Below are 25,324 nucleotides of genomic sequence, written 5' to 3'. Positions count from 1 at the left end.
TGGGGACCGTCAGCGGCGCGGCCGAGTGGGCGGCGGGGTTAGCCCCTTCTTAACCTGTTGAAAGCGGGCACGTTTGCAGCGTGGGCACAACCACTTGCGTTGGCCATGGAAGACCCGTTTCTGCTCGACCATGGCAATCTTGCAGCGCGGGCAGGTCATTGTCGTCTCCCGATCGGCTACCCGAGCAAGCCGAGCCAGTCACCCAACAGGAATTCCAGTCGGCCGATGAGCAGGGTCATGCGCGACATCACGGTGTAGGCAAATGTCGCGCCGAAGAAGACCATCATGAAAACCCGGCCGATGCGCGATGTGAAGCCGGCAGCTCCGCTGTCGCGTCGCGTGAAGATGAAATACACCAAGGTCGTCGCCACGCCGATCAGGATGAGAATACCATCGACGGAACCCACGCCTTCAATGGTCGCGCCCAGTTGCTGCACGACCCGCGCCTTGAGCATCGCGGGGAGCGCCAGTCCGGCGCCGCAACCGATGATGATCGCCATCGGTATCTGCGACCAGCCACGCGCGCGCGGCACCAGACGAAGGAACATCATGGACCCCAGCAACAGGGGAAAGGCCGCCTGCCATTCTCCTGTTGCCAGCGGCGATATCACCTCGGGCATGATGATCGAGCTGACGGTAATGACCAGCGAGTATCCCAATGTCAGCCCGACAAGGAGATGCTCGGCAAAGCGATAGATCGGATTGTCTCCGGCCAGAAACGAGTAGATCGCCAGCGTTAACAGGGCTGTTATGGAGGTCTCCAGATTCATGCCGATCACGGGTTCTTTCGACGGCGTCGCGATCGCCACAGTTGGATATTGCCGGCGACGACCAACAGGGCGAGCAGCACATGCGCGCCGGAAATCGCATCCATGCCGCGCGATCCCGCGCCGGGCGAGTTCAACAACTGTTCGTATGCGGCGGCGCCGCGCAATCCCGGCAGAATCCCGGCCAATTGTCCGGCTTCGAGATATGGAGTAAATGATGTCACCATCACCGCCGACAGCGCGGCAACGATCTTTTGCCCGTACCGCGCCTGTGCGTACTCGACCCAGTATGTCGGCATCGAACCGTCGGCGACCGAAACGACCAAATCAATGTCATTGTAGTCCAGGACTCTTCTGCCCAGAGGCAGGGTTCCGATCTCGGTCCCCCGGTAATCAGCGGCGAACACATCGGGGATCGATTCACCCATTCCGAGGATGGCGGCAGTGTATTGGGGACGGAATCCGAGATATATCCAGTCGTCGCCATAGCGCGCTCCGGCACCGCCGGCGCGTTCGGTGAGCAGTTCATATCCGGCGGCGGTCCCCTCAGCGAAGAGCGCCAACCCGACGACGTTGATACGCTTTCTGAAGCAGTGGTCGGCGATCGCGGCGCCCAACGGTCCGACCTCGGGCAAACTGGAGGCCTCATGGTCAAACGAGATCATGACCACATCGCCGGAATCCAGCGATTCAATCAGTTCGAAGACCTCATGTGCGGAATCGGTGACACCGATGGGGAGCCCGGGACGCAACAGGAGCGCCGCCGACACAATGACGGCGAGTGCGAGGAAGATGAGCGACCGCTCGTTCATCCGGTCAACGTCCCCCCAGGTAAGTGCGTTCGATCCCGGCGATGACTCGTAATGACGTGGCCGCCATTCCCAATCCGATACCGATCAGGATCGCACGTTTGGCGGCGAGCGCCGGTGTGTTGAGGATCCAATCCGCTCCACCCGGCAGCACGGGAGTGAGCCACTCGCCGATGGGGACACGTCCGAGCAACACGATCAGCGCCGCAACGACGAGCACGCCCGACTCGATGGTGCGCGCCCGGAATCCGCGATACGCCGCCGTGGCGACATAAAACGCCAGCAGCGAGAACACAGTCGTCTGCATCGGCGCCTGCAGATGGACAAAGGCCCACTGAAAGGGCGACTCACGGCCGGTCCCCCCGACAAACCCGAGCAGCGATATCACCAGTGCGGCGCCGGCCATCACCACCGCATTGACGCGCTCTTCAGTCGTGCGTCCCGCGCGCGCGATTCGGTCCCGGATGACGGCGAGGACCCCGACGACGAGTGCGAAGGCGAAGATCGCCTGCATCCACGACAGCAGCAGCCGGTACGACGCTTGCAGCCAATCGGCGTTGACGAAGTATTGGACGACCAGCAACACGCCGCACGCGGAAGCCGCCATGACGGCCAGACGATCACGCATGGCGACCACACGGGCCGAAGGCGCTACAAGTGATCGTTGAGATTGAAACCGAAGCCGACAAGAATGCCCCCAATCAGCAGAAGCAGCAGAATCAGATACTTGATCATGTCCTGCGCCAGCACCGCCGCGGCAGCGTGTTCATCGCCCGATACCATCGCGGCAGCGGCAAACAACTCCTCACCGATGAGCGTGTAGTCGCAGGCGACCAGAAAGAACGACAGTTGAATTGTCGAGTCTGTGCCGGCAATCGTCACCGCACCGGCATCATGCGCGGCTTCGGCGAGGATCAGCGCCTCACCCTCGAACGTGCCGATCAGGAAAACCGATCCGGGGTGATGTCGTGCCACCAATCCGGCAAACGCCGAGGCATATCCGAACTGGCTCTGCGTGACAAATGTGACATCCGATGACGCAAACCAGTCGGGGCGTCCGGCGACGGTCGCCGATTGGCTGATCGTATCCTGTGCGACGCCGACGATGACCGGGTCGTGCGAGGGTACGAGCAATCGGCAGCCATTCCGCGCCGCGCGCGAGGCGACCGATCCGAGAATCTCCATCGACGCCATGATGGTCGGGCGCGACATGTCGCCGCCCCAGCCGGTCGTGTAGATGACCGCTGTCCCCTGCTCTGTGGCACGCCCGATGGCATCGTCAACTGCTGCGATCGGCGGCAGGGGCCGCAACTGTGGACGGCCCCGGCGTCGGACATGGATAACGCCGATCACCATGACCAATGACAGCAGGAGAACGGCAATGAACTCCGGAATCTTTCCCGTGCCCCAGAGACCGGCATCGGCAACCGGCGAGCCATTGTCGCCCAGGACAGCAACGCTTGAGCTGAGGAGAATCAGCAGGGCCAACGCGAACGGGCGCTGCCCACGACTCGCAAACGAGAACACACGCGTTATAAACCGGCGACCGCATCGGTCGTCAACGCCAAACTGATCCGGTGTGATGAGGAGAGCGTCTACGGACGGACGGTGATGCCGAAGCGGTGGGTCGTGCCGAGGTCGTCGGTATACGGTGCGTACGCATAATCGACCCCGAGGCGGCCATCGGGAAGCTTCGCGCCGAAACCGGCCGCCAGCCATTGCGTGTCGTAGCCGACCTTGACGCCGGCGCGAATGGCGATCCGTGGATCGACGGCGTACTCGCCGCCCAGATGCCATTTCACGTTGTCGTTGTCGGCGACCACCATCTCCGCGCGCGCCGTGGCATCGGCGAGCGTCACCACAGTGCCCGCCCGCATGAGATTCGGGAGTTTGAACTCGCGTTCGATGAATTTCGTCGGCGGACCGACATTGGTAAACGCGACTCCCAGCATGACGCGTTGCTGGAGTTTGTAGAGAATACCGGCCCCCAGAGCGACCGCTTCGGCGCTTTCGACATCGATGTGTTCGACCACCCAGGCGGCCGAGACGCCGACGGAAAGCCGTTCATCGATCGGTCCGGCGATCGCGCCCTGAAAGATCCCGTCGGATGCGCCGTACAGCCCCAGGGGCTGCTCCGACGGTCCATCGCGCAACGGTATGTCATCGGTCCCGACATATCCCACGCGCACACCGGCGGCCCATCGTCCCAGCGGCACGGCGGCGGCGAGGTACTCTCCTCGCGTATCCAGAAAGTATTTGTTGTGCGCAAACGATACCGTGAAGCGATCGACTTTTGTCAATCCGGCAGGATTGTACTCGATCACGAATGGGTCGTCGCCGTCCGCCGCCATCGTCTCCGCGAGCCCGATGGCGCGTGCGCCTCCGCCGATTGTCAGGACACTGAACCCGGTCGGTTTGTCGCTCTGTGCCTGCGCCGCGGTCGCAAGGATGACCGACGATAGCATCAGCCCCAGCGGGAGCGCGAGGTTGCCGCATCGATGATGATCTGCAGATCTGTGCATACTATTCACGCAGCTTCAGGCGATGAGACGACCCTTGGGCGGCCGCCCCTGCTCAGAAACGCGCGCCGACTGAGAAGATGTGCTCGGCGTCGATGGCATCGGGTTGGATCGCAAAGGCATAGTCGAAGATCAGTTCCCAGCGCTTGTTGATTTTGGGCCGCAGGCCGCCGCCGAAGGTCGGATCGCCGTTGTCGAGACCGGCGCGAATGGCCACCAGCGGGTGCGGTTGGCCCTCGGCGCCGACATGCCACTCGGCGCCCTGCTTTTCGTCGACCGAAAGATCGAATGCCACCAGCCCGCGTCCCTGCATAAACCGTGCCGCAGTGCCGCCGCGCACCAGGAAGGGAAAGCTTTCCTCGAAACTCGCGCCCCCCTCGCCGCGCGGCACCCAGTAGTCGCTGGTGGTCCACGGAAACTTCTGATTGATGCGCTGAACCGACAGGCCGAACATCACCTCCGGCGGATTGTCCCCCTCGACATCGACATATCGGCCCCGCAGGCGGTAACGGACATGCGTGCCGAGGTCAAACCCGACGGAGAACGCATCGATACCGGCGATGTTGTGTTGGACATAGCGCACATTCAGACCGAGCGAGAGCGCCAGCGGATTGTGCTCGTCGGTGAAACGGCGCGCGAAGGAAAAGGCGACTGCGTTGGCGTAATCGGAAATCTGATCGCCCCGTACACCATCAAGATTATATTCGAAGAGATCGCCGACCCCGGCATAAATCCACGACAACGCCAACGCCGCTTCTTCGCGGCTGAAAGGATATGCGAGGACACCGTACCCGGCCTGCCGGTCGAAGCTCATTGTGCGCATCGCCGCCTCGATGGTCGGCTGACGGACTTGCGACAGACCGCCGGGATTCCACCAGAACCCGGTGGGGCCATCGGCCACTGCGGAGTACGCGCCCCCCATCGCGACCGGACGCGCACCGACACCCCATTCCAGATAGGCGCTCGCCTGGCCGCCGGATTCATCGGCGCGAACCGATGAGGCCATCGCACAGATCACCCCCATGGTGAGCAGGAATCTACGGGATGATGGCAATCTTCCCCCAGTGCGTGGCGCCGTTGGCATACTCGATGATATAGAAGTAAGTGCCGGTTGCGACGAAATCACCGTCGCCGTTGCGGCCGTCCCAGATGTCGGTCTCATCGTACTGACGCCCGCCCTCACGATGCTCGTCATCCAGCAGTGTCCTGACGAGATTATTCGAGAAGTCGTAGATCTTGATCGTCACGTTGCCGTCAACCGGGGGCAGATAGTGCAGTCGCAGACCGCCGGTTGAGCGTGAGAAGGTCGGCGAGAAAGGAACCGGCGTGGCATAGGTGCCCCCCTCCGCACCGGGAGCGCCGGGCTCGACCGGTCGAAACGTGCGCCGGACGGCGAGAACGTTGCCCGACTTGTCGAGGATCGCCTGGCCGTTCTCCGTCCCCACCCAGACTTCATCGCCGATGACCTCGACGGCGAGCACTTCGACGGTCGAGTCGATGACCGACCCTGTTTGTGGATCGACTAAGACATTCATCGTATCCCAGGGTGTACCACCCGTTCCATCCCAGTGTAGCAATCCCTGTGTGGTGGCCGCCCAGACATGCGCGCCGTCGAAGGCGAAGTTCCAGACCTGATGTCCGCGAACGGGCGTGGTCCATGTCAGCCCGCCGTCGCGCGAGTAGGTAATGCCGTCGATTTCGCGGCTCCCGGTATTAAAGTCGCTGGTGGACCGCCCCTGTCTGGTTGCGCGCACACCCGCCCAGACGACGCTTTTGCCGCCGGTCGGCTGCAGGGCGAGCGTCGGGACGAAATTCCCCGGGAGCCAATTGAAGTTTTCCAGCGTGTCGACTCCGAGATAGACCGGATTGAGGAACTGATCGAACTCATACGGATCGGCATTCGCGAACACGACGCCCCAAGTCGCATTCAGATCATAGGAGCGTGCCAGACCCGAATCGGCCCCGACCCACAGCGCGACCAAGCTGTCATTACCGACATCGTCCAAACCGACTTCGAGTGCGATCGACTGCGCGCGACGACTGACACGTCCCGCCGTGATGACCGCTTCATAACTGGGCGTGAACAGCAGGCTGTCGTATCGTGTATAGTTCCCTTCGGCCAGCCCGCTGTCGGAGGCAAGAAAATACCGGCATCCCAGGAATGTGACGTCATTGGGCGCGATGCGACGCGACGCGACCGTCCATGCCACGCCGCCGTCGACGGAAATGGCATGGCCGTCACGTGGACCCGCCTCGTCATCGGAATCCCGTGTGAGCGCCCACAGCGCCGACTCCGCTGTGTCGGAGCAGGGAAGCTGTTGACTTGCGATTCGCACCACGCGCTGGCTGATGTTGTCGGCGGGAGTGCCGACTGCGAGGGTGTCGAGTATCGTTGGGTCGCCGTCGAGATCGAACGTGACGATGCCGATGTCGGTGCCGACGTAGAGATCGGCTGGCCCGCCATTCTGCTGGAGAAAGACCGCCAGCCCCTCGCGATCGGTCAGGTATCCTTCGCCGATGATCTCCGCGGGATCGGCGGTCGTGATGGCGCGCAGAATACCGACGTCGGAACACGCGTACCAGGCCTCACCCGTCGTGGCCGCAATCTGACGCGGGACACGGCCGGGCCCGACGACTGCTGCGGGCTGCTCATCGGGAACATTCCATGTCTCCCCATTATCGGGCGACCACGCCAGCCCCATTCCGATCGTGCCGTCTTCGTTGGAAAATCCCGCCCAGATCGTGTCGCCATTGACATCGACGGCGCTGACAAAATTGCTCGGCAGACCGTCGGTGTCGTAGTAAGTCACCCACGATCCGGCGCGATCTTCGGATACGGAGAGTCCGCTTTCGGAGGCGACGACCAGTCGGGAACCCGAGAGTGACAAATCCGTAATGTCGAATCCGGTCACCTTCAGTGACGGATCCAGAAAGGTGAACTTGTTGATGCCGTATGCCGTTCCGGCATAGATCGCAATCGAGTCGGACACCGAGGAGTCGACGACAACCGAGAAGTAGCGGTTGCCCAAGTCATTGAATCTGTGATTCTCCAGGTCCGACCGGGCGGCCGCATCGCGATAGATGTTCCACCATGTCATCCCCTCGTCGGGAGAGATCACCAGCCCGCCGGCAAAACACGCCCCGAGGATGGCGCCGCGAAACTCAGCCAGATCAAAGCACAACATAAAGGCATCCGAGGCCTGATCGATGCTGCCGTCGGGGAGTTCACTGTGCGGTGAGCGATCGATCCACATATCCGTCGCTTCGTTGAACAAATACAGGCCATCTCCCCACTGTACGAGCTGCCCCTCGCGTTCCTCACCATGCGCTGCCGCCGCCCAGACGCCGCTGCCGAAAACGCCGATGGCCGGGATCTCGAGATTCCCGAGTCCGTCCTCGTCGGTGTATGTGGTCCAATCGTTGCCGGGAGGAGTGAGCATGCTGACGCCGCCCGATGTCGCCATCCAGATAGCCGGCGGGGAATAGATGATATCAGAGATTGTGTTGGAGCCGAAGACGGTATCGCTGGTGCTTGATTGTCCAAGGGAATGGGCCAATCCATCGAACTCAAACGACCAGTGGCGCGGGACCTGCCTCCCGAGTTGCGCGGCCGTCACCGATGAAGCGCAGCCCGCCAGCACGGCCAGTATCAGGGTGCCGATCGCGCGTCGATTGAGGGATTTCATCTGGCGAGGAATTGGCGTGATCAGTCGCTCTGCATCGGGTGAAGGTGCGAATCTGCCGCCTGTTGCTGTCGGGGTCAAGTCCTTTGTACCGCGTCCAAGCGCAAGCCCGGCAGATGGATGCCTCTGCAGATCTGGTCGGCGGCTCCCCACCTGAGTCCGCGCACAGAGACGCGCACCCCTGGAGCGTTCAGGGCGTTTAACACCCCGGCCCATATGTGAGTTCCAGCGGTCAGCACCCGGGCACGCCTGGGATCGAATGGAATGAGTGCTGCAAGCTGCTGCCGGGTCATTAGCGAGAACTCGTCCGCCCGACGTGTGATCTCATCGAGAGTCAAAACACGGCCGTGGATTGCGTCGGCATCGAACGATTTCAGTCGCATGGAAATCGCTGCCAACGTCGTGATGGTGCCGCCCACGCCAACGACAGTCGTTGATTGTCCGGCACAATCGATGGGGATGCCTGCGATGTCCTGTTCACAACATTTCCGATGGTGGCGTGAGCGCTCGTGACGATTCCGCGGCAGTTTTCTTCCCCAGGTATCCGTGGCGCGAGCCGCACCAATTGGAATCCCGACAAACCGGTTTGTGGCGGTGTTGATGATCTCCGTGGAGCCGCCGCCGACGTCGATGACGGTCGAAGGACGGCTGCCGCGCGTCAATCCGGATAATGCCCCGATCGCGGTCAGCCGCGCCTCCGTCCGCGCGCTGAGAACAATGACGCGATGCCGGATCGAATGACGCAGCGCGGCCACTACGGCACGACGATTGGGGGCCGATCGGATCGCCGCCGTGCAGACGACGACTGACCGCGCGCAGGCGTGACCTCGACACAACGTGCTGAATGCGGCCACTGCTCGCATCGCCCGCGACTGCGCCGTGTGAGTAATCCAACAATCGGCAGCCATGCCGGCGAGCAAATCGATCGTGTGTCTGCTCTCCTCCAGCGGCACCAGCCCGTGCCGGCTGACCCGTGCCATGAGGAACAAACAGGAGAAAGTGCCGAGGTCGCAAACGCCGACGGTCGCGCCCACTGGAAGCGCCCGGCGCGCGGCCGTTGCAATGTGCCGCCTTGCCATCGGTCGTCTCGCCTGAGCGTTCGTCAGCCGCCCAGCTTTTCCCTGAACACCTGCGTGATGGCCGGAAGGTATTCGAAAACATCGCCGACGATGCCATAGCTGGCGACTTTGAAGATCGGTGCGTCGGGGTCTTTGTTGATCGCGACGATGACGCGCGACGATTGCATGCCGACTAAGTGCTGGATCGCACCGGAGATGCCGCAGGCGATGTAGAGCTTGGGATTGACAGTTTTGCCGGTCTGCCCGACCTGCCGTGCATACGGCACCCAGCCGGCATCGACGATCGCGCGTGAGGCGCCGGTCGCGGCGCCGAGCACGGCGGCCAAGTCCTCGACCAGCTTGTAGTTATCCGGCCCGCGCAGTCCGCGTCCCCCGGAAACAATGATGTCCGCCTCGGTCAGTGTCACTTTGCCGGAATCGGACGCTTCGGATGCGGTGACGGCAATCTGCGGCTGCGGCAGATCGTCGGCGGGACGCGACGTCGGCGTCGCGCCGGAGCCGCCATCTTTGCATTCTTCGTAAGACTTGGGGCGCAGGGTCACCAGCCATGGAGGATTGCCGGTGAACTCGTGGGCGGTGAACGCTTTGCCGCCGTAGGTCGCCTTGACCACGCTGAGATTCCCGTCGTTGAGCGACAACGAGCCGGCATCGGCCACCAGGCCGCACTTCAGGAGCGCCGCCAAACGTGGGAACAAGGCGCGTCCGTAGAAACTGGAGACACCCAACACGAGTTGCGGGCCGTCGGTGCGAATCCAGCGCGCCAGCAGTTCGGCGTAAAGATCGTCGACAAAGTGCTCCAGCGACGGATCGTCGGCGATCAAGGCAAGATCGGCGCCGCGCGCGGTCAGTTGTGCGGCGGCTTCGCTGATTGCGTGGCCGAAGCAGACAGCGGTCACTGTGCCGCCGCCCTGCGGCGCCAATTGGCGTGCGGCTTTCAACGCTTCATAGGCGTGTCCGGCGATGACACCGTTTTTCTGCTGCGCAAATACCCAGATCGATTGCAAACCCATCCTCTATCCTTCCGCGTGGTGGTTGGCGGCGGCACGACTCTCGGCAAACCGGCGCGAGACCTCTTCCATGATCGCGATCAAGGGCACGCCGCTGGCGGCAGCCGCCAGACGGCAGTCGTCGTATTCGGGGATTCCCCGTGGGCCAAGTGTTGTGTGCGCAACCTTGACACGGATCGGTCCCCATGGCGTGCCCACCGTCTCGACCGTGCGCGGGAGCTTGGAACGGACCACGCTGTGCCAGCGCACACCGAGTGTCCCCGTCTCCGACAACAGAATATCGGTAATGGCGGCGCGCGTCGACGAATCGCAGAGCGCTTCGACACGCACGCCGTGACGCCCCTTTTTCATGCCGACGTCGACGAGTGTGACATCTACAGCGCCGGCGTCGCGCATTTTCTGCTCGACCCATTCGAAAACCTCCGGGCGGGTGTTGTCGATATCGGAGGCGCACAACCACAAGGTGTCGGATTGGGTCCATGCGGGAACTGCGCCCAGTGTGGCGCGAAGCAGATTGGGACGATCCGGCAGCTCTCGTGTCCCGGCGCCATAACCGATGCGTTCGGGAACGATTAAGACGCTGTCAGTAAACTCGGCGATTTCGGCCAGGATGGCAGCTCCGGTCGGCGTTGTCGTCTCCCCCAGTCCGGACACCATGCGCGTCGGCTTATCCTTCAGCAGTTGCAGTGTGGCCGGCGCGGGATAGTGGATCGGCCCGTGTGCCGATGTGCCGACGCCACTGCCCAAGACAAGGGGCTCGCAATAAACCGAATTGACACCCAGCCATTCGATTCCGCACAGGACACCGACGATATCGATGACGGCGTCGTCGGCGCCGACCTCGTGAAAGTGCACGTTCTCCGGCGTGGAATTGTGGACGTGTGCCTCCGCCTCTGCCAGGCGCCGATAGACATTCTCGGCGCGCTGTCGCACATTGGCACTTAACGATCCCTTATCAAGCCCGGCAACAACCTGCGACAGGTGACGATGTTCGGTGTTGCCGGAAACCTCGACATGCACGCGCCTGGCATTGATGCCGCAGCGACTGACTGTCTCCACATGAATGTCGAAATGGTCGGAAACGATCGGCCGCAATGTCCCGATGATACGATTCGGATCGACCCCCAAATCGATCAGAGCGCCGAGCAGCATGTCCCCGGCCGCGCCCGCCTGCCCATCAATGTAAAGAGACTTCATCTGGCGGCCGCCCCGACACGGCGAACCGGCATCCAGCCGCGATCGAAAGGCAGATACTCGCTGAGCCAGTCATCGTCGTCCGTCCAGTCATCGCGGCGCCGGTTCATATAGTCGGCGAAGAGTGCGCGCACGGACTGAAATGATTCGGCGGTCATGAGCGCCGAGCGGAGCCGTCCACCGCCGGGCAGCCCCTTGATGTAAGCCGCCATCTGTCGGCGCATATGGAACACCGCGCCGCGCTCGTGTCCCGACTCGGCAATCTTCTCCCGCAGATTGTGTAATGCCACGCCCAGCCGGTCGTGTATCGACGGCTCCGGCAAATGCTCGCCGGTTTCGAGGTACTTGTTGATCTGGGCAAATATCCACGGCGCGCCGATCGCCGCGCGCGCTACCATGACGGCATCGCAACCGGTTTCGTCAAGCATGCGCGCGGCCGATTCCGGCGAATCGACGTCGCCGTTGCCGATGACGGGGACAGTTGTGACATTTCTCTTCAAGTCCGCAATCCATTCCCAGCATGCGCCGCGGTGATAGGTGGGTCCCCAGTTGCCGTCCGCGCGTGTGCGCGCGTGGAGCGTGACGGCCATTGCCCCCGCCGAAATGGCGCGTTCTGCCGCTTCCTGATAAACAAGTGAATCCGCATCCCATCCGGCTCTCATCTTGATGGTGACCGGCACGGGCACTGATTCGACGACCGCTCGCACGATCGCCTCCAGGCGGTTCAGGTCGCGCAGGACAGCCGCTCCAGCGTTTCCTTTGACCACTTTCTTGACCGGACAGCCGAAGTTCAGATCGATCAGGTCGGGGCCGTTTTCCATGATGACGGCAGCCGCCCGAGCAAACAGTTCGGTGTTGGCTCCAAACAATTGGTAGGCAACGGGATGCTCATCATCGGCCAGCAAGAGTTTGTGTGCCTGATTCGCCTGTCGTAAGACCAAGCCATCGCTTGACAGAAACTCAGTGTACACCAACGCCGCCCCAAACCGGCGACAAATGCGCCGAAACGGCGTATCGGTTACCCCAGCCATCGGCCCCAACAACACCCGTCCCTCCAGCGTCAAGTTTCCGATCCGCATGACGAAGAATATAGGTGTCCCCTGCGACCGCCGCAACGTGGCCGCAGGCGGGTGTTGGGGGTCGCATACCTACAATGTGGAATCGGGTCGGGAGGACGGAATGACCGAGATCATCGTCCGCTATGAGGACAAAGTCATCGAACGCGTGATCACCGAAAAGCGCCGCATCACCATCGGGCGCACGTCGGACAACGACATCGTGCTGGATAACCGTGGCGTCTCGCGCAAGCACGCGCTGATTGAAATCGGACCTCAGAATGCGGTCCTGATCGACAACGAATCGCTCAACGGTACGTTCGTCAACAATCGTCGCGTCGAAGAGGAAATCCTGCACGAAGGCGATGTGGTCACCATCGGCAAGTACACGCTGACATTACAGCCGCAATCGGCATCCGAGACGAAAGTCTCCGACCTCGACGGTACGATGGTACTGAACACCAAACGACAACGCGATCGCATCGAGCAGGACAAGCGCTATCGCGAGGTCGTGTCACGCTCCGGCGGCGTCGCAGTGCTCTTGGGCGAGGGCGACACCGATATCGAAGAAGTCCAACTCGGAACCTCGACCGTGACATTCGGCAAGGCGCCGTTCTGCAATGTCCGGGTGCGCGGCTGGTTTGTACCCGACATTCAGGCCAAGATCACGCCGCAGGACGGGCGTTATCGGCTGTCCAACGTCGGTCACCACAACAAGACCCGGGTCAACGGCGAGCCGGTGGATGAAGTCTTTTTGAAGAATGCGGATTTGGTCCAAATCGGCCGCTCTGTCTTCCGCTTCGTCTCCGGGGGAACCGCGTAGCCAGCGCGCCGCGTCGGCGACATGCCATGGAAAAGCGCAAGCGATCGGGACCGAAGCTGCGGATGCACGAGAGTCCCCTGGCACGCCGCTATGGGCCGTACCTGCTCTGCGGGCTGATCACCCTCCTGGTGACGGTCCTCTACCTCGACAATCATCGACTGTTTGCGACGGTGGAACTGGCCATCCAGGACGTAATGGTCGGCGCCAGCCGCAACGACGTCGCCACCAACGGCGTCGTGATCGTCAATATCGACGACGAGGCGGTCAACAAACTGGGACCCTGGCCATGGGATGCCGAACGGGTGGGATACATCGTCGGCATGTTGAACGAGTACCGGCCGAAAGCCATCGGTCTGGATCTGGAACTGCCGACCGAGTTTGCCTCCGACCCTGCCGGGAATCTGTTCCTGGCAGAGATGGTGCGCCAATCGGGGCGCGTTGTAGTGCCGATGAGTTTTACGCTGGCCCGCCGCGACACCGAAGACGACCGCTCCTGGACCGGCACTGTGCCGCCCGGGAATGTGGCCCGCTCCAGTCTGGTGGCGTTCGATGACGCACGCCGTCTGCTGGATATGCCGTATCTCGAGGGCGTGCGCGTTACATTCCCCTATTCGGAGCTTTGTGACGCCGCCTGGAGCATGGGGCATGTCAACTCGTGGCAGGATGTCGATGGAATCGTCCGGCGCGACCCGATTGTCGTGCGGTATGCCGGGGACTATTACCCGTCGATGCCATTGCAACTGGCTCGGGCCGCCATGAGCGTCGACCGCACGCAGGTGAAGATTGTGCCGGGTCAGGGGATCACTCTTTCCAGCAAGACGATACCGACCGACGACGCCGGGCTGTCGCTCATCGATTTTCGCGGACCGTCGGGCAATGTCCCGTCGATCTCAGCCGCGCGCGTACTGGAAGGCGAGGCCCCGGTCGACCTGATCGCCGAGAAGATCGTGATCGTGGGTGTCACGGCGACCGGTTACGGCACGGGGCTGGAGACCGGGATCGATGTTGGCATGGCGCGCACTGAGAAAATCGCCCAAGTAACGGCGAACATCGTCTCGGGACGCTTCGTCGACACGCTCTCGCTGTCGACGATTCTGGATATCCTGGTCATGATTCTCATCGGTGTCTTCTGCGCGGCCGTCTTGCCGCGCGTAACGCTCATGTATCGCGTCATCACCCTGGTGCTGATGGCGTTCGTCTTCCTGAACTTGAATTTCGTGCTGTACAGTTCTTTTAAGTTGCTGACGCAGACTGTGTTTCCGACGCTGGAGATCGTGTTGTTCCTGGCGTTTGCGGCCTTCATTCGGCCGGTGGCAACAGATGCCGTGCCGGTCGGCAAGGCCGCGCGCACGGCGGGACCGCAATTTTCGGTATCGTCAGACGATCTCCCGCACGCCATCGCCAAACCTGTGACGCACACTCCGAATTCAGCTCGGTCCAGTTCGGGCAGCGTGCCGGTCCGCAATCTCGACCGTGAGGTCTCACCGCAGATTATCAGCGGATTGGAGAAAACGTCAACGCAACTGCCGGCAACGCCGACACCGCCGCGCGCCGCGTCACAGTCGTCTCCGTCCATTCCGCCGGTTTCGGTACCGCCGAAAACCGGTGAAGACGTGCCGGAGATCGTTTCGCCGGTTGCGATGGACGACAGCGCCGTGTTTGGCACGCATCAGCCGCTGGCGGACATTCCCGATTCGTCCGATCCGCAACCGCGCGATCTGATGGAAGTGACGCCGCAGCCGATGGGCCTCTCCGACAGCGACCCGCGCACAGCCGAGATCCGCACGCGTCCCTCGCGCGAAGTTCTGATCAAACAACTGGGCCGATATGAGATTCTGGGAATCCTCGGCGAGGGCGCGATGGGCACGGTCTACAAAGGCAAAGACCCCGCGATCGACCGCCTCGTCGCGCTGAAGACCATTCGCGCCGGTATCGGCGCCGATCCGGAGCACGCCGCCGAGTTACGCGAGCGTCTGGTGCGCGAGGCCAAGGCCGCCGGCAAGCTGTCGCACCCGAATATCGTGACGATCTACGACGTCGGCGCCGAGGGTGAACTCAACTATATCGCGATGGAGTATCTGGAGGGGTATACGCTCGAACAGGTCGTGCGCAAGAAGGTCCAACTCAATTATCGTATCGCCGCGCGCATACTGGTCCAGGTCTGCGAGGCGCTCGAGTACGCGCACACGTCGGGGATCGTCCATCGCGACATCAAACCGGCCAACATCATGGTCCTGGACAACTTCAAGATCAAAGTGACCGACTTCGGGATCGCCCGGTTCGATTCACCGCACATGTCGATGACCCAGACCGGGATCGCGGTCGGTACGCCGCAATACATCGCCCCGGAGCTGCTGCGCGGCGAAGAGATCGACCGCCGCTGCGACATCTTCAGCCTGGGCGTTGTCGCCTATGAATTGCTGACACATCGTCGCCCGTTTATCGGCGAGAACATCTCGCAATTGATCTATGCCATCACGCAGACCAACCCCGATCCGCCCACCAAGGTCGATCCGAACATCCCCGGCCTCTTCGACGTGATCGTCAACAAGGCGCTCGCCAAGGACCGTCACACGCGATACCAGACCGCCAAGGAGTTCGGCAACGCCCTCCGTGCCTTCGTCGACGAGATCGCCGGCTCCAAGTCGTTCCGGATTTAGCTGGTTGCCGACATCAGGCACGAAGAGACGGCCCGCTGGCTCGGAGTGTCGGCGTCAATAGCCTCTGATTGGGATGGCTTAGTGCGTCAAACAGAATGACTGAGGCGCCACTCACGCGCTTGAAGGCAGGCTCGGCGGAAGCCTCGCCCTCCCAAGCCGTTTCAATTGATCGGGGAGGGCGAGGCTTCCGCCGAGCCTGCACACATCCGCGCGATTCGCGCCTCAGTTATTTTGTCAGAGGGTCTTAGGAGCCCTTCTCGTCTTTGAGAAGGCCCTCGGTGAGCGAGAGCGCCACGCCGGAGAGCATGACTTCGACTCCGAGCTTGGTGAAATCGCCGGAGATCAGGTCGCGGGTGACATTCGCGTAGAGTGAGCAGGCCGCTTCACGTTCGACCACCAGCCCGGAAAGCCGTCCTTCCGACTCGCCGACGAAGGTGACCTCGCCCAGTTCATCGGAGCAGACAAACCCGGTGCAGTTGTGAAGCTGGAGGTGGCCGCCGGAGGTGTAGACGACGATCATCGAGCCGACATTGCGTCCGAGCCGGACTTCGGGATACAACTCGACGACGAGCATGCGCCGGTCGTTCTGGTTGACCAGCCGCATGCGATGATGGTCGGTCAGGAAGGCGCGTTCGGCCGGCTGCAGGCAGTCGGCGATCTTGTCGATGTCGCTATCGGAAAACATGGCGCCAGAGCCGCGCACGCGGCACACTCATGCAGACGGAGTCGTCCCGTTTTTGTTTCGGTCGCTCGGAGGCGGTTTGGTCTCGTCTAAGGAGCGCTCCAGTTCGGTTTTGGTGTCGCTCATCGCTTTTTTGAACTCCCGGACTCCCTTGCCCAGCCCCTGGGCGATGTCGGGAATGCGCCGCGCGCCGAACAACAGCAACACGACCAGGAAGATCAGAAGCAATTCTTGTGCGCCGATGCCACCGAGCATGATCGTTACCGCCTGACGCGCTGTCTACAAGTACCACCAACGGAAGTAAATGAATAACAACAGGACGAACAAAACACTGACCAAATTGATCCGAAAGGTCAGCCCGAACAGAAACGAAACCGCATAGAGATTGATGCTCAGCGGTTCAACCGTGTCGAGTCCCACAGTGCGCCCGATCCCGATTTTGATGTGAGTTTGAAACAGCGTCTTCATGGTGCCGTCGGGCAGGAACGATCCCGCGACGTCGCCGATCAGCCCTCCGGCAATGGCGGCGAGAATCATGCCGACGATCAAAAACGTCAGTTCGCGAGATTTCACACCCGTGCCTGATCGAGCGATTGGCCGACAACAGCGGATTCCGATCGCCGGTCGGGTCCGTCGGCCGACATCAGCGATTCAAAGAGCGCCAAACCATCGGCACTGCCCAGGATTTTTTCGACCGCGCGCTCGGGGTGCGGCATCATGCCGAGCACGTTGCCGCCGGGATTGATGATGCCCGCGATGGACCGCGCCGAGCCATTGGGGTTGGATGCGTCGTCGACCGTGCCTCTCGGATCGACATAGCGGAACACGACACGGCCGGACGATTCCAAATCGTCTAAGAGCACGTCATCGGCGTAATAGTTTCCCTCGGCGTGCGCAACCGGGATGCGCAGAATCTGCTGCGGACGGCACCGTTGCGTGTAGGCCGTTCGGGTCGTTTCGACCCGGAGATGAATCCAGCGGCAGGAAAAGCGCAACGAAGCATTGCGCAGCATCGCGCCGGGCAGCAATCCGGCCTCCAGCAGCATCTGAAATCCATTGCAGATTCCCCAGACATACCCTTCGGATTCAGCGAATCGGATCACCGACTTCATCACCGGGGCGAATCGTGCGATGGCGCCTGCCCGCAGATAGTCGCCGTAGGAGAATCCCCCCGGGAGGATGACGCAATCGACATCGTGCAAATCGGTGTCGGCGTGCCACAGGAATTCGACAGGCGCGCCGATGACGTGCCGGAGAGCGGCGTACGCATCGTAGTCGCAATTGGAGCCGGGGAATGTGACGACACCGAATCTCATGCGTGCACCGTCACCTCGAACGCTTCAATCACCGGATTGGCCAGGAGCTTCTCCGACATGGCGCGCAGTCGCGCCTCGGCATCCCGGCGGTCTTTCGCGTTCAACCGGATGTCGAACGTTCGTCCGGTTCGCACATGCGACACCTCGGGGAATCCCACCTGCCCCAGGGAACGCAGGATGGTCCGCCCCTGAGGATCCAGGACTCCGTCTTTAAGTCTAACCGTGACGGTCGCGTCGATGACCATCTGACTCCTCATCATATCGTCCGGTACATGAATTCCCAACTGCTTTTCGGCGGCTGACGTCGTCACTCGAATGGGGTCTTCTCCTTTTTGCCACGTCCAATGAATACGTTGGAGAGTTCGCGGTCGGACCGACCCGTCCCGGCGAGGATGAGTTCATAAATCTCACGGGCGACGCCCGCCACGACATAGAGCAGGACCGCCGGGAAAAATGTGCGGTGCAGATCGATCATCGCCGCGATGGCCGCCACGAACAGAAACAGGAACTTCAGACGGTCTTTCGCTGTCCGCAGACTCGTCGGACGATCTTCGTACATGATGCTGGAGACCATCAGGCCCGATGTCACGATGATCATGATAATCTGAAATTTCACGAAGTGCAGGTCGCCCCAGATGTCGTAGCTGAACATGACATAGGAAACCAACAGACTGGCCGCGGCAGGGATCGGCAGGCCTTCAAATCCATTGCGACGGGCCTGCGAGCTGGCCCCCAGGTTGTAACGCGCCAGGCGAAACGCCCCGCACATCACGAAAACAAACCCGAGCACCCAGCCCCAGCGTCCCAACGCCTTCAATTGGAACGAGTAAACGAGAATCGCGGGCGCCAGTCCGAATGTGACGATATCGGCAAGCGAATCGAGTTCAACTCCGAAACGAGTCGCGCCGCGCGAGACCCGCGCCACAATGCCATCGAGGCCGTCAAGAAAGAAACCCAGGAGGATAAACCGGCAGGCGGGCAGCGCCTCACCGTCCATTGAAGCCAAAATCGACAAGAACCCGCAAAACAGATTGCCGACGGTGAACATGCCGGGGAAAATACCGCGTATGTTTCTCACGAGTTCACCTCCGCGGCACGCGGATGGCCCATGCATCGCGCGAGGATCGTTTCCCCGGCGCGCACCTTGTCGCCCAGACTCACGGTCGTCTCAAAACCCGGCGGTGTCAACACCTGTGCGCGGGATCCGAACTTGATGATCCCGATGCGTTGTCCGGCCACGACTCGTTCGTTCCTCCGCAGGCGACAAACGATCCTTCGGGCCAGCACCCCTGCGATTTGCGCCGAACGCACTGTGCCATACTCGCTTTCGATGGTCAAGTCATGCCGCTCGTTGTCGGCGCCGGCATCTTGATGGAACGCGGCACGAAAACGGCCCTGACGATGAATGCTTTGGGTCACGATGCCGCCGACCGGTGCGCGATTGACATGGACATCCATCACCGACAGGAACGTATCAATACGATACCCGCCATTGTCCGTTTGTTCGACCGTGACGATTCGCCCGTCGGCGGTCGCGAGGATCACATCGCGATCGGCGGGGATAGTTCTCTCCGGGTCGCGAAAGAAAAAACCGAATGAGACGGCGGCCAAAGTGCCCAGGGCGAAAACCGCCCATCCCCACGAGCCCCCGGCAAAGCCGATTGACATCCCGGCGAGGACGACGGCCGCAGACGGCCCGACAAACCACCAACCGTCACGTGCCATGGATTTCCATCCGGAATGCGCGTGCCGACCTGAGTATCACGGCGCCGCCAGCGCGCGCTTGAGGATTGCGCGGGCACGTCGCAGGTAGGGGCGAAAGTCGAACACGGTATCCAAATCATCACGGTTCAGGTATCGGCGGATCGGCGCATTCTTCCGGACTCGATCTTCGAATCCCTGCTCTGAGTCCCTCGCCAGCGCCAGTCTCTGGACCAGCGCATAGGCGCGATCGCGCGAGCCCATCTGTTCGGAGAGCTTCAGCAGCAGCCGCTGGGAAAACATCTCTCCGCCCAATCGGCGGATGTTGTCCCGTGCGCGCGATCGATCGATCCTCAATCCGGCCAATATCGTGTCCAGCAGCGAAAGCATGTAATCCAGCAGGATGGTCGCATCGGCGATGATGACGCGTTCGGCTGAGGAGTGGGTGATGTCGCGTTCGTGCCACAAGGCAACATTCTCCAGGGCGGTCTGCACATGTCCGCGCAGGACACGCGCCAGGCCGCAGATGCGTTCGCAGTGAATGGGGTTTTTCTTATGCGGCATCGACGATGATCCACGCTGTCCCGTCGCGAATCCCTCGCTGACTTCGCCGACTTCGGTCCGATGCAGGAGACGAATCTCCTGGGCGATTTTCTCACAGGTCGCACCGAGCACCGCGACGGCAAAGACGTATTCGGCGTGACGATCCCTTTGCAGAACCTGCGTTGAGATGGGCGCCGGCCGGAGCTTCAGCTTGCGGCAGACATGGGCCTCGACGCGCGGGTCCAAGTGCGCAAAGTTACCAACCGAGCCCGAAAGTTTGCCGACGGCCATCGAGTGGATGGCGGACTTGAGCCGTCGGCGGCCACGCTTCAAATCCGCATGCCACAGGGCGAACTTCAGTCCGAGCGACGTCGGCTCGGCAAAGACCCCGTGCGTGCGTCCCGCCACCGGCGCATCGATATTCTTGCGTGCCAGCGATGCGGTCCGACGAATGGGCGCCTGGAGAGAATCCAACAGGATCTCCCCTGCGCGGACCATTCGGACCGATTGTGCGGTGTCGACGACGTCGGACGACGTCAGACCGTAATGCAAAAATCGCTCGTCTGCGCCCAGATGCCGGCCGACGTCCTTGAGGAAAGCAATCACATCGTGGCGCGTGGTCTCTTCCAGCTTTTCGATATGGCGGACATTGAAGCGGGCGCGCTGGCGCATCCTCGCCGGTGCCCCCTTGGGGATGATTCCCATCTGGGCCATTTTCTCGGCCGCCAGCAATTCGATGTCAAGCCAGACGGAGAATTTGTTCGCCTCCGACCACAGGGCAGCCATGGCGGGGCGAGTGTATCGTGGGATCATCTGGGCAAACAGCTCATAACGCCGGCACGTTTGTTCGTTTAGGTCGCGCCGATGGCCAGCTTTTGCCCCGCCGCGGCCAGTTTCTGCCAGTCGCTGGTGAACTGCTCGATGCCGATATCGGTCAGCGGGTGTTTGACAATCTGACGGAGGACCTTGTGCGGCATGGTGCAGACATCGGCGCCGCGCAGCGCCGCCTGCACGACATGCAACGGATGTCGGATTGAAGCTGCCAGCACCTCGGTGTTGAGCGCGTAGTTGTCGAAGATCGTCACCAACTGGCCGATCAACTCCATGCCGTCCTGACCGATGTCATCCAGCCGGCCCAAAAACGGCGAGACATACGTCGCACCCGCCTTGGCCGCCAGCAGCCCTTGCGTAGCGTTGAAGATTAGCGTGCAATTGGTGGCGATTTCCTTCTCACTGAGTCGTCGCAGCGCTTTCAGTCCTTCGGGGAGCATTGGAATCTTCACCACGATGTGCGGATTCAGCGACGCCAGGTGCTCGCCCTGCCGGACCATCTCGTCGGCGTCTTCGGCCACCACTTCGGCGGAGACCGGCCCCTGAACGATTGCGACGATTTCGCTCAGCACCTGCTCGAAATCGCGCCCTTCGCGCGACACCAGAGTGGGATTCGTGGTGACGCCGTCGAGAATGCCCCAGTCGGCCGCCTCGCGTATCTCGTCTATGTTCGCGGTATCCAAAAAGATCTTCACGGTGTGGTCCTCTCTGCCCGATTCAACGGGTCGGTCGACTCAAGTAACGCTGGAGCGCCTTGAGTTTCAACCGGTTTCACCGGCACTGTCGGCGTCTCCGGGATAGGATACCGATACGAGTGTCAACCCGTGTGGCGGGGCGGCCGTGCCGCACAACCGGACATCGGCCGATGAGATGATCTCGGCGACTCGTTCGGCGTCAAAGCGTCCCCGGGCGGCATCGACCATCGTCCCGACAATAAGTCTGACCATCTCATGGAGGAAGCGATCGGCGCTGATGCGGTAGATCAGGCGGGTCCCATCCTGACTCCAATGCGACTCACAGACCGTGCAGTGATTGTCGGACCTTTGCGATTCGGCAAGGCAGAATCCCCGGAAGTCATGTCGTCCCATTACCGACTCGGCACACGCTTCAAGGACGGTGACGTCGATGGTCTCCGGCACAAACCACCAGCGGTCGCGCCCGAATGGGCTGGCCGTGAACTGCACTCGATACTCATACGTCCGACCGATGGCTCGGTATCGGGCGTGAAAGTCGCTATCGACCGGCCGGATCGCTTTGACAACAATGTCGTCGGGAAGAGCGGCGCGCAATCGATGGCAAACGGCCACGGCATCGATCGGCTGGTCGACATCGAAGTGCGCGACCATCAGCTCAGCGTGGACACCGGCATCGGTACGCCCCGCCCCCGTGACATCGATCCCTCCCGGCTGACCAAGAATTCGACCCAGCCACAGTTCCAGCACACTCTGCACGGTGCGCTGTCCGGGTTGACGCTGCCACCCGGAAAATGCGGCGCCGTGGTAGGCGCAATCGATTCGGTAGCGGGGCATTGATTGTTGGTGGGTCAGCGAAAACGAGGGATCAGCCAGACCGCCCAACCCGCAAGAACCAGCAATGTCGTCAGATAGTCGGTTGTGCGGAATCGAAGACGGCTGACAGCCGCGGGAAGATGGCGGACGTCAAATCCCCTCGCAGCCAACGCCCATGACAACCGGTCGGCGCGGCGCAGGCCGGCAGCGAAGACCGGCAGGACGATCGATCCGGATTCACGGATACGTCCCAAAAGCGATGACGGCTCGCCTCCGCAGCGCGATCGTTGGGCGAGACGAATTGTTTGGGTCTCCGACGCCAGCATGGGGGCCATCCGAAATGCAAAGTAGACAAGGTAGTAAACGCTTTCGACCGGGATCCTGAATGGTCGCAGCGGTTTCAACAGCCGCGCCATCCCGGCGGCGAGTTGTTCGGGGGATTGCAAGGCGATCAGGGTCGCGGCTGCCAGGATGAACGCAAGCAGGCGCAGGGCCATACGTCCAGCGAGCGTCAGACTGGACGTTGAGATGACAACCGGGCCCAAGCGGAACAGGACCGTCCCATCGTCTCCGGATGCGAGTTGGTAGAATGCCATCGAGATCAGCGCAATCACTGCACCTCCGAACAGGACACGGCGAAAAGACAGAATGCTCTGACTGATCCTGTTGCGCGCAGCGACAGCGCCGATGAGCGCCGCCGTAAACCAGAGGCAGGCGCCCCTCAGACTTTGCGCGGTTCCGATCCAGACTGAAATTGAGATGCCGGCCAGTATGAACACGCGCGGGTCGAAGTTCGCGTCAGCGCGTGAGCCCGCGTAAACGGTCATTCCACGGGTTTCATCGTGATGATGTTTCGCCTGCGGCATCGTGTGCGTATAATACGCGCCGCACGGGAGCCAAACACGTACCGTTCCATGAGTATCGCAGCCGCATGACCAAGCCGCCGGATCGCCAACCAGTTCCCTCGACTGTTGAGCCCCTGGGATGGCGGTGGTTCGCAATCCTGGCCGGGATTGCCCTGACCGTCCGCCTGATTGTCGTGTGGCAACTCGGACAGAACAATCCGGGCTTCCACTACCCTGCCGTCGACTCCGAATGGCATTACCAGTGGGCCAAGGACCTGGCCGACGGGAATTGGCTGGGCGAAGGAGTTTTCTTCCGCGCGCCGCTGTACCCCTATCTGCTGGGAATCTGGATCAAGCTGTTTGGCGACGGGCTCTGGGGTATACGAATCGCGCAGGCGGCCCTCGGCGCAATCACGACGGGGCTGATCGGCGCCTTGGGAAGCCATGTTTTCGGTCGCCGAGTCGGGATTACAGCGGGCTTGATCTGGGCTTGTTACGGGCCGGCCATTTATTTCGAATCCGAGTTGTTGATTTCGGTCGTCGCGATGCCGTTGACGCTTGGTGCATTGCTACTGGCAATCCGGGCATCGGGGCAGGATCACCGACGCTGGGTATGGCTCGCCGCAGGGCTGCTGCTCGGTCTCTCCGCGATAGCCCGACCAAATATCCTGCTGGCGGTTCCGCTCTTTTGGTGGTTGGCGGCCCGGCCGTTGTCTCATTTCGCAGCAACGGACTCACGTTGGAGCCGGGCGATCGCGGTCACCATCGGACTGCTGCTGCCGATCATCCCGGTCACCGTCCGCAATGCCGTGATCGGCGGCGACTTTGTCCTCATATCCTACCAAAGCGGGGTCAATTTATATGCGGCGAACACCGCAAACGCCGACGGTCTCACGCTGCAAATGCCGGAATTGCACCTGGATGAATCGGTCGGTTGGAATGAATTCGTCCGCGTGACCGATTCGCTGGCATCGTCGATTGCCAACCGGAGGTTGTCCCCATCGGAGATTTCTTCGTTCTGGACTGGGAAGGCGATCACGGCTATCGCCGACAACCCCGCCGCTGCGCTCGGACGACTGCTGACCAGGTGCTACTATTTGTTCAACGGATTTGAGGCGGGGGACCAAACCGATATTTACGAGTTCTCGAAGTACTCGTCCGTGTTATCGCTGCTGATTCGCAAAGGGGTCATCTATCTCCCGTTTGGCCTGATCCTGCCGTTGGCGGTCGTGGCCATACCGGTCGCTTGGCGTAATCGCTCACGCGGGCGGCCGCTGATTGCCTTTGCGGCGCTCTACCTGCTGACAGTCATCCCGTTTCTGGCGCTGGCGCGGTACCGCCTTCCCGTCGTGATGATCGCCGTCATCCTCGCCGCCGTCGGTCTGTGGATGTGTGTCCGGTTGGTGTACCGCCGTGACTGGTCAAAAGCGGCGCTGGCTGGGGGGGCGTTGATCGCTCTGATCGTCATTCTCAACAGGCCAACAGTCGAGCGTATCATGTGGAATCCGGCGTTCAACTACTATCAACAGGCATTGATTCACGATCGGCGCGGCGAGTGGTACGAGGCGATCGAACTGTACGAGAGAGCCATTGCCGAATCGCCGGGACAGATCGAGTCCCGCAAGCGGCTGGCGCGCGATCTGGTGCGAGTCGGCGAGGCCGATTCCGCGATTGCGACGGGTCTTGCTTATCTGGCGTTCCGGCCCGATGATGCCGACATCAAATCCGTTATCGGCTCGGCCTACCTGGCAATGGGAGACACGGTCAAGGCACGCGCGGCCTGGCGAGTCGCCGCCAGAGAATCAAGCGGCTCTGCCGAGGCGAGTTTCCATCTCGGCACGATGGCATTGGACAACGGCGACGTCGGCGAAGCGATTGACCGATTCCGTGAGGCCGTTGCCGCCGACTCCGGCTTTGCGGCGGCAAGCAACGCGCTGGCCCTGATCTACGGGCGCGGCGGCAACGCGGACGCAGCGGCCGACGTGCTGCGGGCCTCGATTCGTCATGCGCCGGCGTACTCCACTACATGGGCGAATCTGGGGGCGGTGCTGATCGAGGGGGGGCACGCCGCCGAGGCAATCGAGCCCTTGAACGAAGCGATTCGGCGCCTGCCCGAACGCACCGAGATTCGCTACAATCTTGCCGTGGCTTATCTGCGAACGGGAAACGCCGAGGACGGGCGCACGACGTTGGAGGACTTGATTCGCCGTTCGCCCGGCGATGCCAGAGCGGCCGATCTGTTGTACAAGCTCGATTCCGCGCAACAGGCCGCCGCCGGAGAAACGCCGTCGTCGGAGTGAAT

At 61.7% G+C, this 25,324-nt stretch carries 25 protein-coding genes; 3 read left to right on the top strand and 22 right to left on the bottom strand.

Translation table 11 applies throughout. The features are described from left to right. Positions 1 to 176 precede the first annotated feature (176 nt). The 11 genes from VGB22_09745 to dusB all read right to left on the bottom strand — a co-directional run bounded on the left by VGB22_09745 (position 177) and on the right by dusB (position 12,137). Positions 177 to 770 (bottom strand): hypothetical protein, encoded by a 594-nt coding sequence (locus VGB22_09745; protein ID HEX9751551.1) that lies wholly within the window; start codon positions 768 to 770, stop codon positions 177 to 179. A gap of 5 nt (positions 771 to 775) precedes the next feature. Continuing rightward, positions 776 to 1,579 (bottom strand): hypothetical protein, encoded by an 804-nt coding sequence (locus VGB22_09740; protein ID HEX9751550.1) that lies wholly within the window; start codon positions 1,577 to 1,579, stop codon positions 776 to 778. 4 nt (positions 1,580 to 1,583) lie between these two features. Further along, a complete protein-coding gene (locus VGB22_09735) occupies positions 1,584 to 2,204 on the bottom strand; it encodes a hypothetical protein (GenBank protein ID HEX9751549.1) in 621 nt (206 codons plus the stop codon). Between the two features lie 23 nt (positions 2,205 to 2,227). After that, the gene (locus VGB22_09730) at positions 2,228 to 3,103 is read right to left on the bottom strand and encodes a DUF6754 domain-containing protein (protein ID HEX9751548.1); all 876 of its coding nucleotides are present in this window, start codon (positions 3,101 to 3,103) and stop codon (positions 2,228 to 2,230) included. Positions 3,104 to 3,171: 68 nt separating this feature from the next. Then, positions 3,172 to 4,098: a PorV/PorQ family protein gene (locus tag VGB22_09725; protein HEX9751547.1), complete on the bottom strand. Its 927-nt coding sequence runs from the start codon at positions 4,096 to 4,098 to the stop codon at positions 3,172 to 3,174. Between the two features lie 52 nt (positions 4,099 to 4,150). After that, entirely contained in the window at positions 4,151 to 5,101 is a 951-nt protein-coding gene (locus VGB22_09720) for a hypothetical protein (GenBank protein ID HEX9751546.1), read from the bottom strand. Between the two features lie 31 nt (positions 5,102 to 5,132). Then, the gene (locus tag VGB22_09715; GenBank protein ID HEX9751545.1) at positions 5,133 to 7,781 is read right to left on the bottom strand and encodes a hypothetical protein; all 2,649 of its coding nucleotides are present in this window, start codon (positions 7,779 to 7,781) and stop codon (positions 5,133 to 5,135) included. Between the two features lie 74 nt (positions 7,782 to 7,855). Beyond that, on the bottom strand, positions 7,856 to 8,857 hold the full coding sequence (locus VGB22_09710) for a hypothetical protein (protein HEX9751544.1): 1,002 nt from the start codon (positions 8,855 to 8,857) through the stop codon (positions 7,856 to 7,858). Positions 8,858 to 8,880: 23 nt separating this feature from the next. Further along, complete coding sequence (locus VGB22_09705) at positions 8,881 to 9,867, bottom strand: electron transfer flavoprotein subunit alpha/FixB family protein (protein ID HEX9751543.1); 987 nt, start codon at positions 9,865 to 9,867, stop codon at positions 8,881 to 8,883. Between the two features lie 3 nt (positions 9,868 to 9,870). After that, positions 9,871 to 11,061 carry a nickel pincer cofactor biosynthesis protein LarC gene (gene larC, locus VGB22_09700; protein HEX9751542.1) on the bottom strand — a complete coding sequence of 397 codons (1,191 nt, stop codon included), beginning with the start codon at positions 11,059 to 11,061 and terminating at the stop codon, positions 9,871 to 9,873. Continuing rightward, positions 11,058 to 12,137, bottom strand: coding sequence for a tRNA dihydrouridine synthase DusB (dusB, locus tag VGB22_09695; GenBank protein ID HEX9751541.1), 1,080 nt, complete (start codon positions 12,135 to 12,137; stop codon positions 11,058 to 11,060). Before dusB ends, larC begins: the two co-directional genes overlap by 4 nt. Before the next feature lie 100 nt (positions 12,138 to 12,237). Here dusB and VGB22_09690 point away from each other — a divergent pair, with 100 nt between their 5' ends. Beyond that, entirely contained in the window at positions 12,238 to 12,936 is a 699-nt protein-coding gene (locus VGB22_09690; protein HEX9751540.1) for an FHA domain-containing protein, read from the top strand. Between the two features lie 26 nt (positions 12,937 to 12,962). Further along, positions 12,963 to 15,596 (top strand): serine/threonine-protein kinase, encoded by a 2,634-nt coding sequence (locus tag VGB22_09685; GenBank protein HEX9751539.1) that lies wholly within the window; start codon positions 12,963 to 12,965, stop codon positions 15,594 to 15,596. A gap of 244 nt (positions 15,597 to 15,840) precedes the next feature. Here the strand turns inward: VGB22_09685 and VGB22_09680 are convergent, their stop codons facing one another. From VGB22_09680 to VGB22_09630, 11 genes are all read right to left on the bottom strand, one after another. Next, positions 15,841 to 16,299, bottom strand: coding sequence for a hypothetical protein (locus VGB22_09680; GenBank protein HEX9751538.1), 459 nt, complete (start codon positions 16,297 to 16,299; stop codon positions 15,841 to 15,843). A 9-nt stretch (positions 16,300 to 16,308) separates the two neighbouring features. Further along, the gene (locus VGB22_09675; protein HEX9751537.1) at positions 16,309 to 16,533 is read right to left on the bottom strand and encodes a twin-arginine translocase TatA/TatE family subunit; all 225 of its coding nucleotides are present in this window, start codon (positions 16,531 to 16,533) and stop codon (positions 16,309 to 16,311) included. A gap of 24 nt (positions 16,534 to 16,557) precedes the next feature. Beyond that, complete coding sequence (locus VGB22_09670) at positions 16,558 to 16,851, bottom strand: DUF4321 domain-containing protein (GenBank protein ID HEX9751536.1); 294 nt, start codon at positions 16,849 to 16,851, stop codon at positions 16,558 to 16,560. Further along, positions 16,848 to 17,594 carry a phosphoribosylformylglycinamidine synthase subunit PurQ gene (gene purQ, locus VGB22_09665; protein ID HEX9751535.1) on the bottom strand — a complete coding sequence of 249 codons (747 nt, stop codon included), beginning with the start codon at positions 17,592 to 17,594 and terminating at the stop codon, positions 16,848 to 16,850. The genes VGB22_09670 and purQ overlap by 4 nt, the downstream gene beginning before the upstream one ends. Next, on the bottom strand, positions 17,591 to 17,851 hold the full coding sequence (purS, locus tag VGB22_09660) for a phosphoribosylformylglycinamidine synthase subunit PurS (protein HEX9751534.1): 261 nt from the start codon (positions 17,849 to 17,851) through the stop codon (positions 17,591 to 17,593). Before purS ends, purQ begins: the two co-directional genes overlap by 4 nt. 50 nt (positions 17,852 to 17,901) lie before the next feature. Then, positions 17,902 to 18,672, bottom strand: coding sequence for a CDP-diacylglycerol--serine O-phosphatidyltransferase (gene pssA, locus VGB22_09655; protein HEX9751533.1), 771 nt, complete (start codon positions 18,670 to 18,672; stop codon positions 17,902 to 17,904). Next, entirely contained in the window at positions 18,669 to 19,319 is a 651-nt protein-coding gene (locus VGB22_09650) for a phosphatidylserine decarboxylase (GenBank protein ID HEX9751532.1), read from the bottom strand. The genes pssA and VGB22_09650 overlap by 4 nt, the downstream gene beginning before the upstream one ends. 36 nt (positions 19,320 to 19,355) lie before the next feature. Beyond that, the gene (gene purB, locus VGB22_09645) at positions 19,356 to 20,651 is read right to left on the bottom strand and encodes an adenylosuccinate lyase (GenBank protein HEX9751531.1); all 1,296 of its coding nucleotides are present in this window, start codon (positions 20,649 to 20,651) and stop codon (positions 19,356 to 19,358) included. A gap of 38 nt (positions 20,652 to 20,689) precedes the next feature. Continuing rightward, positions 20,690 to 21,364 carry a fructose-6-phosphate aldolase gene (fsa, locus tag VGB22_09640; GenBank protein ID HEX9751530.1) on the bottom strand — a complete coding sequence of 225 codons (675 nt, stop codon included), beginning with the start codon at positions 21,362 to 21,364 and terminating at the stop codon, positions 20,690 to 20,692. Positions 21,365 to 21,430: 66 nt separating this feature from the next. Beyond that, positions 21,431 to 22,198 carry a tRNA pseudouridine(38-40) synthase TruA gene (truA, locus tag VGB22_09635; GenBank protein ID HEX9751529.1) on the bottom strand — a complete coding sequence of 256 codons (768 nt, stop codon included), beginning with the start codon at positions 22,196 to 22,198 and terminating at the stop codon, positions 21,431 to 21,433. A gap of 14 nt (positions 22,199 to 22,212) precedes the next feature. Beyond that, on the bottom strand, positions 22,213 to 23,004 hold the full coding sequence (locus VGB22_09630) for an energy-coupling factor transporter transmembrane component T (protein ID HEX9751528.1): 792 nt from the start codon (positions 23,002 to 23,004) through the stop codon (positions 22,213 to 22,215). Between the two features lie 104 nt (positions 23,005 to 23,108). Between VGB22_09630 and VGB22_09625 the strand changes: the two genes are divergently transcribed. Further along, positions 23,109 to 25,322 carry a tetratricopeptide repeat protein gene (locus VGB22_09625; protein HEX9751527.1) on the top strand — a complete coding sequence of 738 codons (2,214 nt, stop codon included), beginning with the start codon at positions 23,109 to 23,111 and terminating at the stop codon, positions 25,320 to 25,322. Positions 25,323 to 25,324 lie beyond the last annotated feature (2 nt).

It is taken from the genome of Candidatus Zixiibacteriota bacterium (assembly GCA_036397555.1).
Taxonomy (GTDB): Bacteria; Zixibacteria; MSB-5A5; order WJJR01; family WJJR01; genus DATKYL01.
This window is presented reverse-complemented; position numbering and strand designations above follow the sequence as displayed.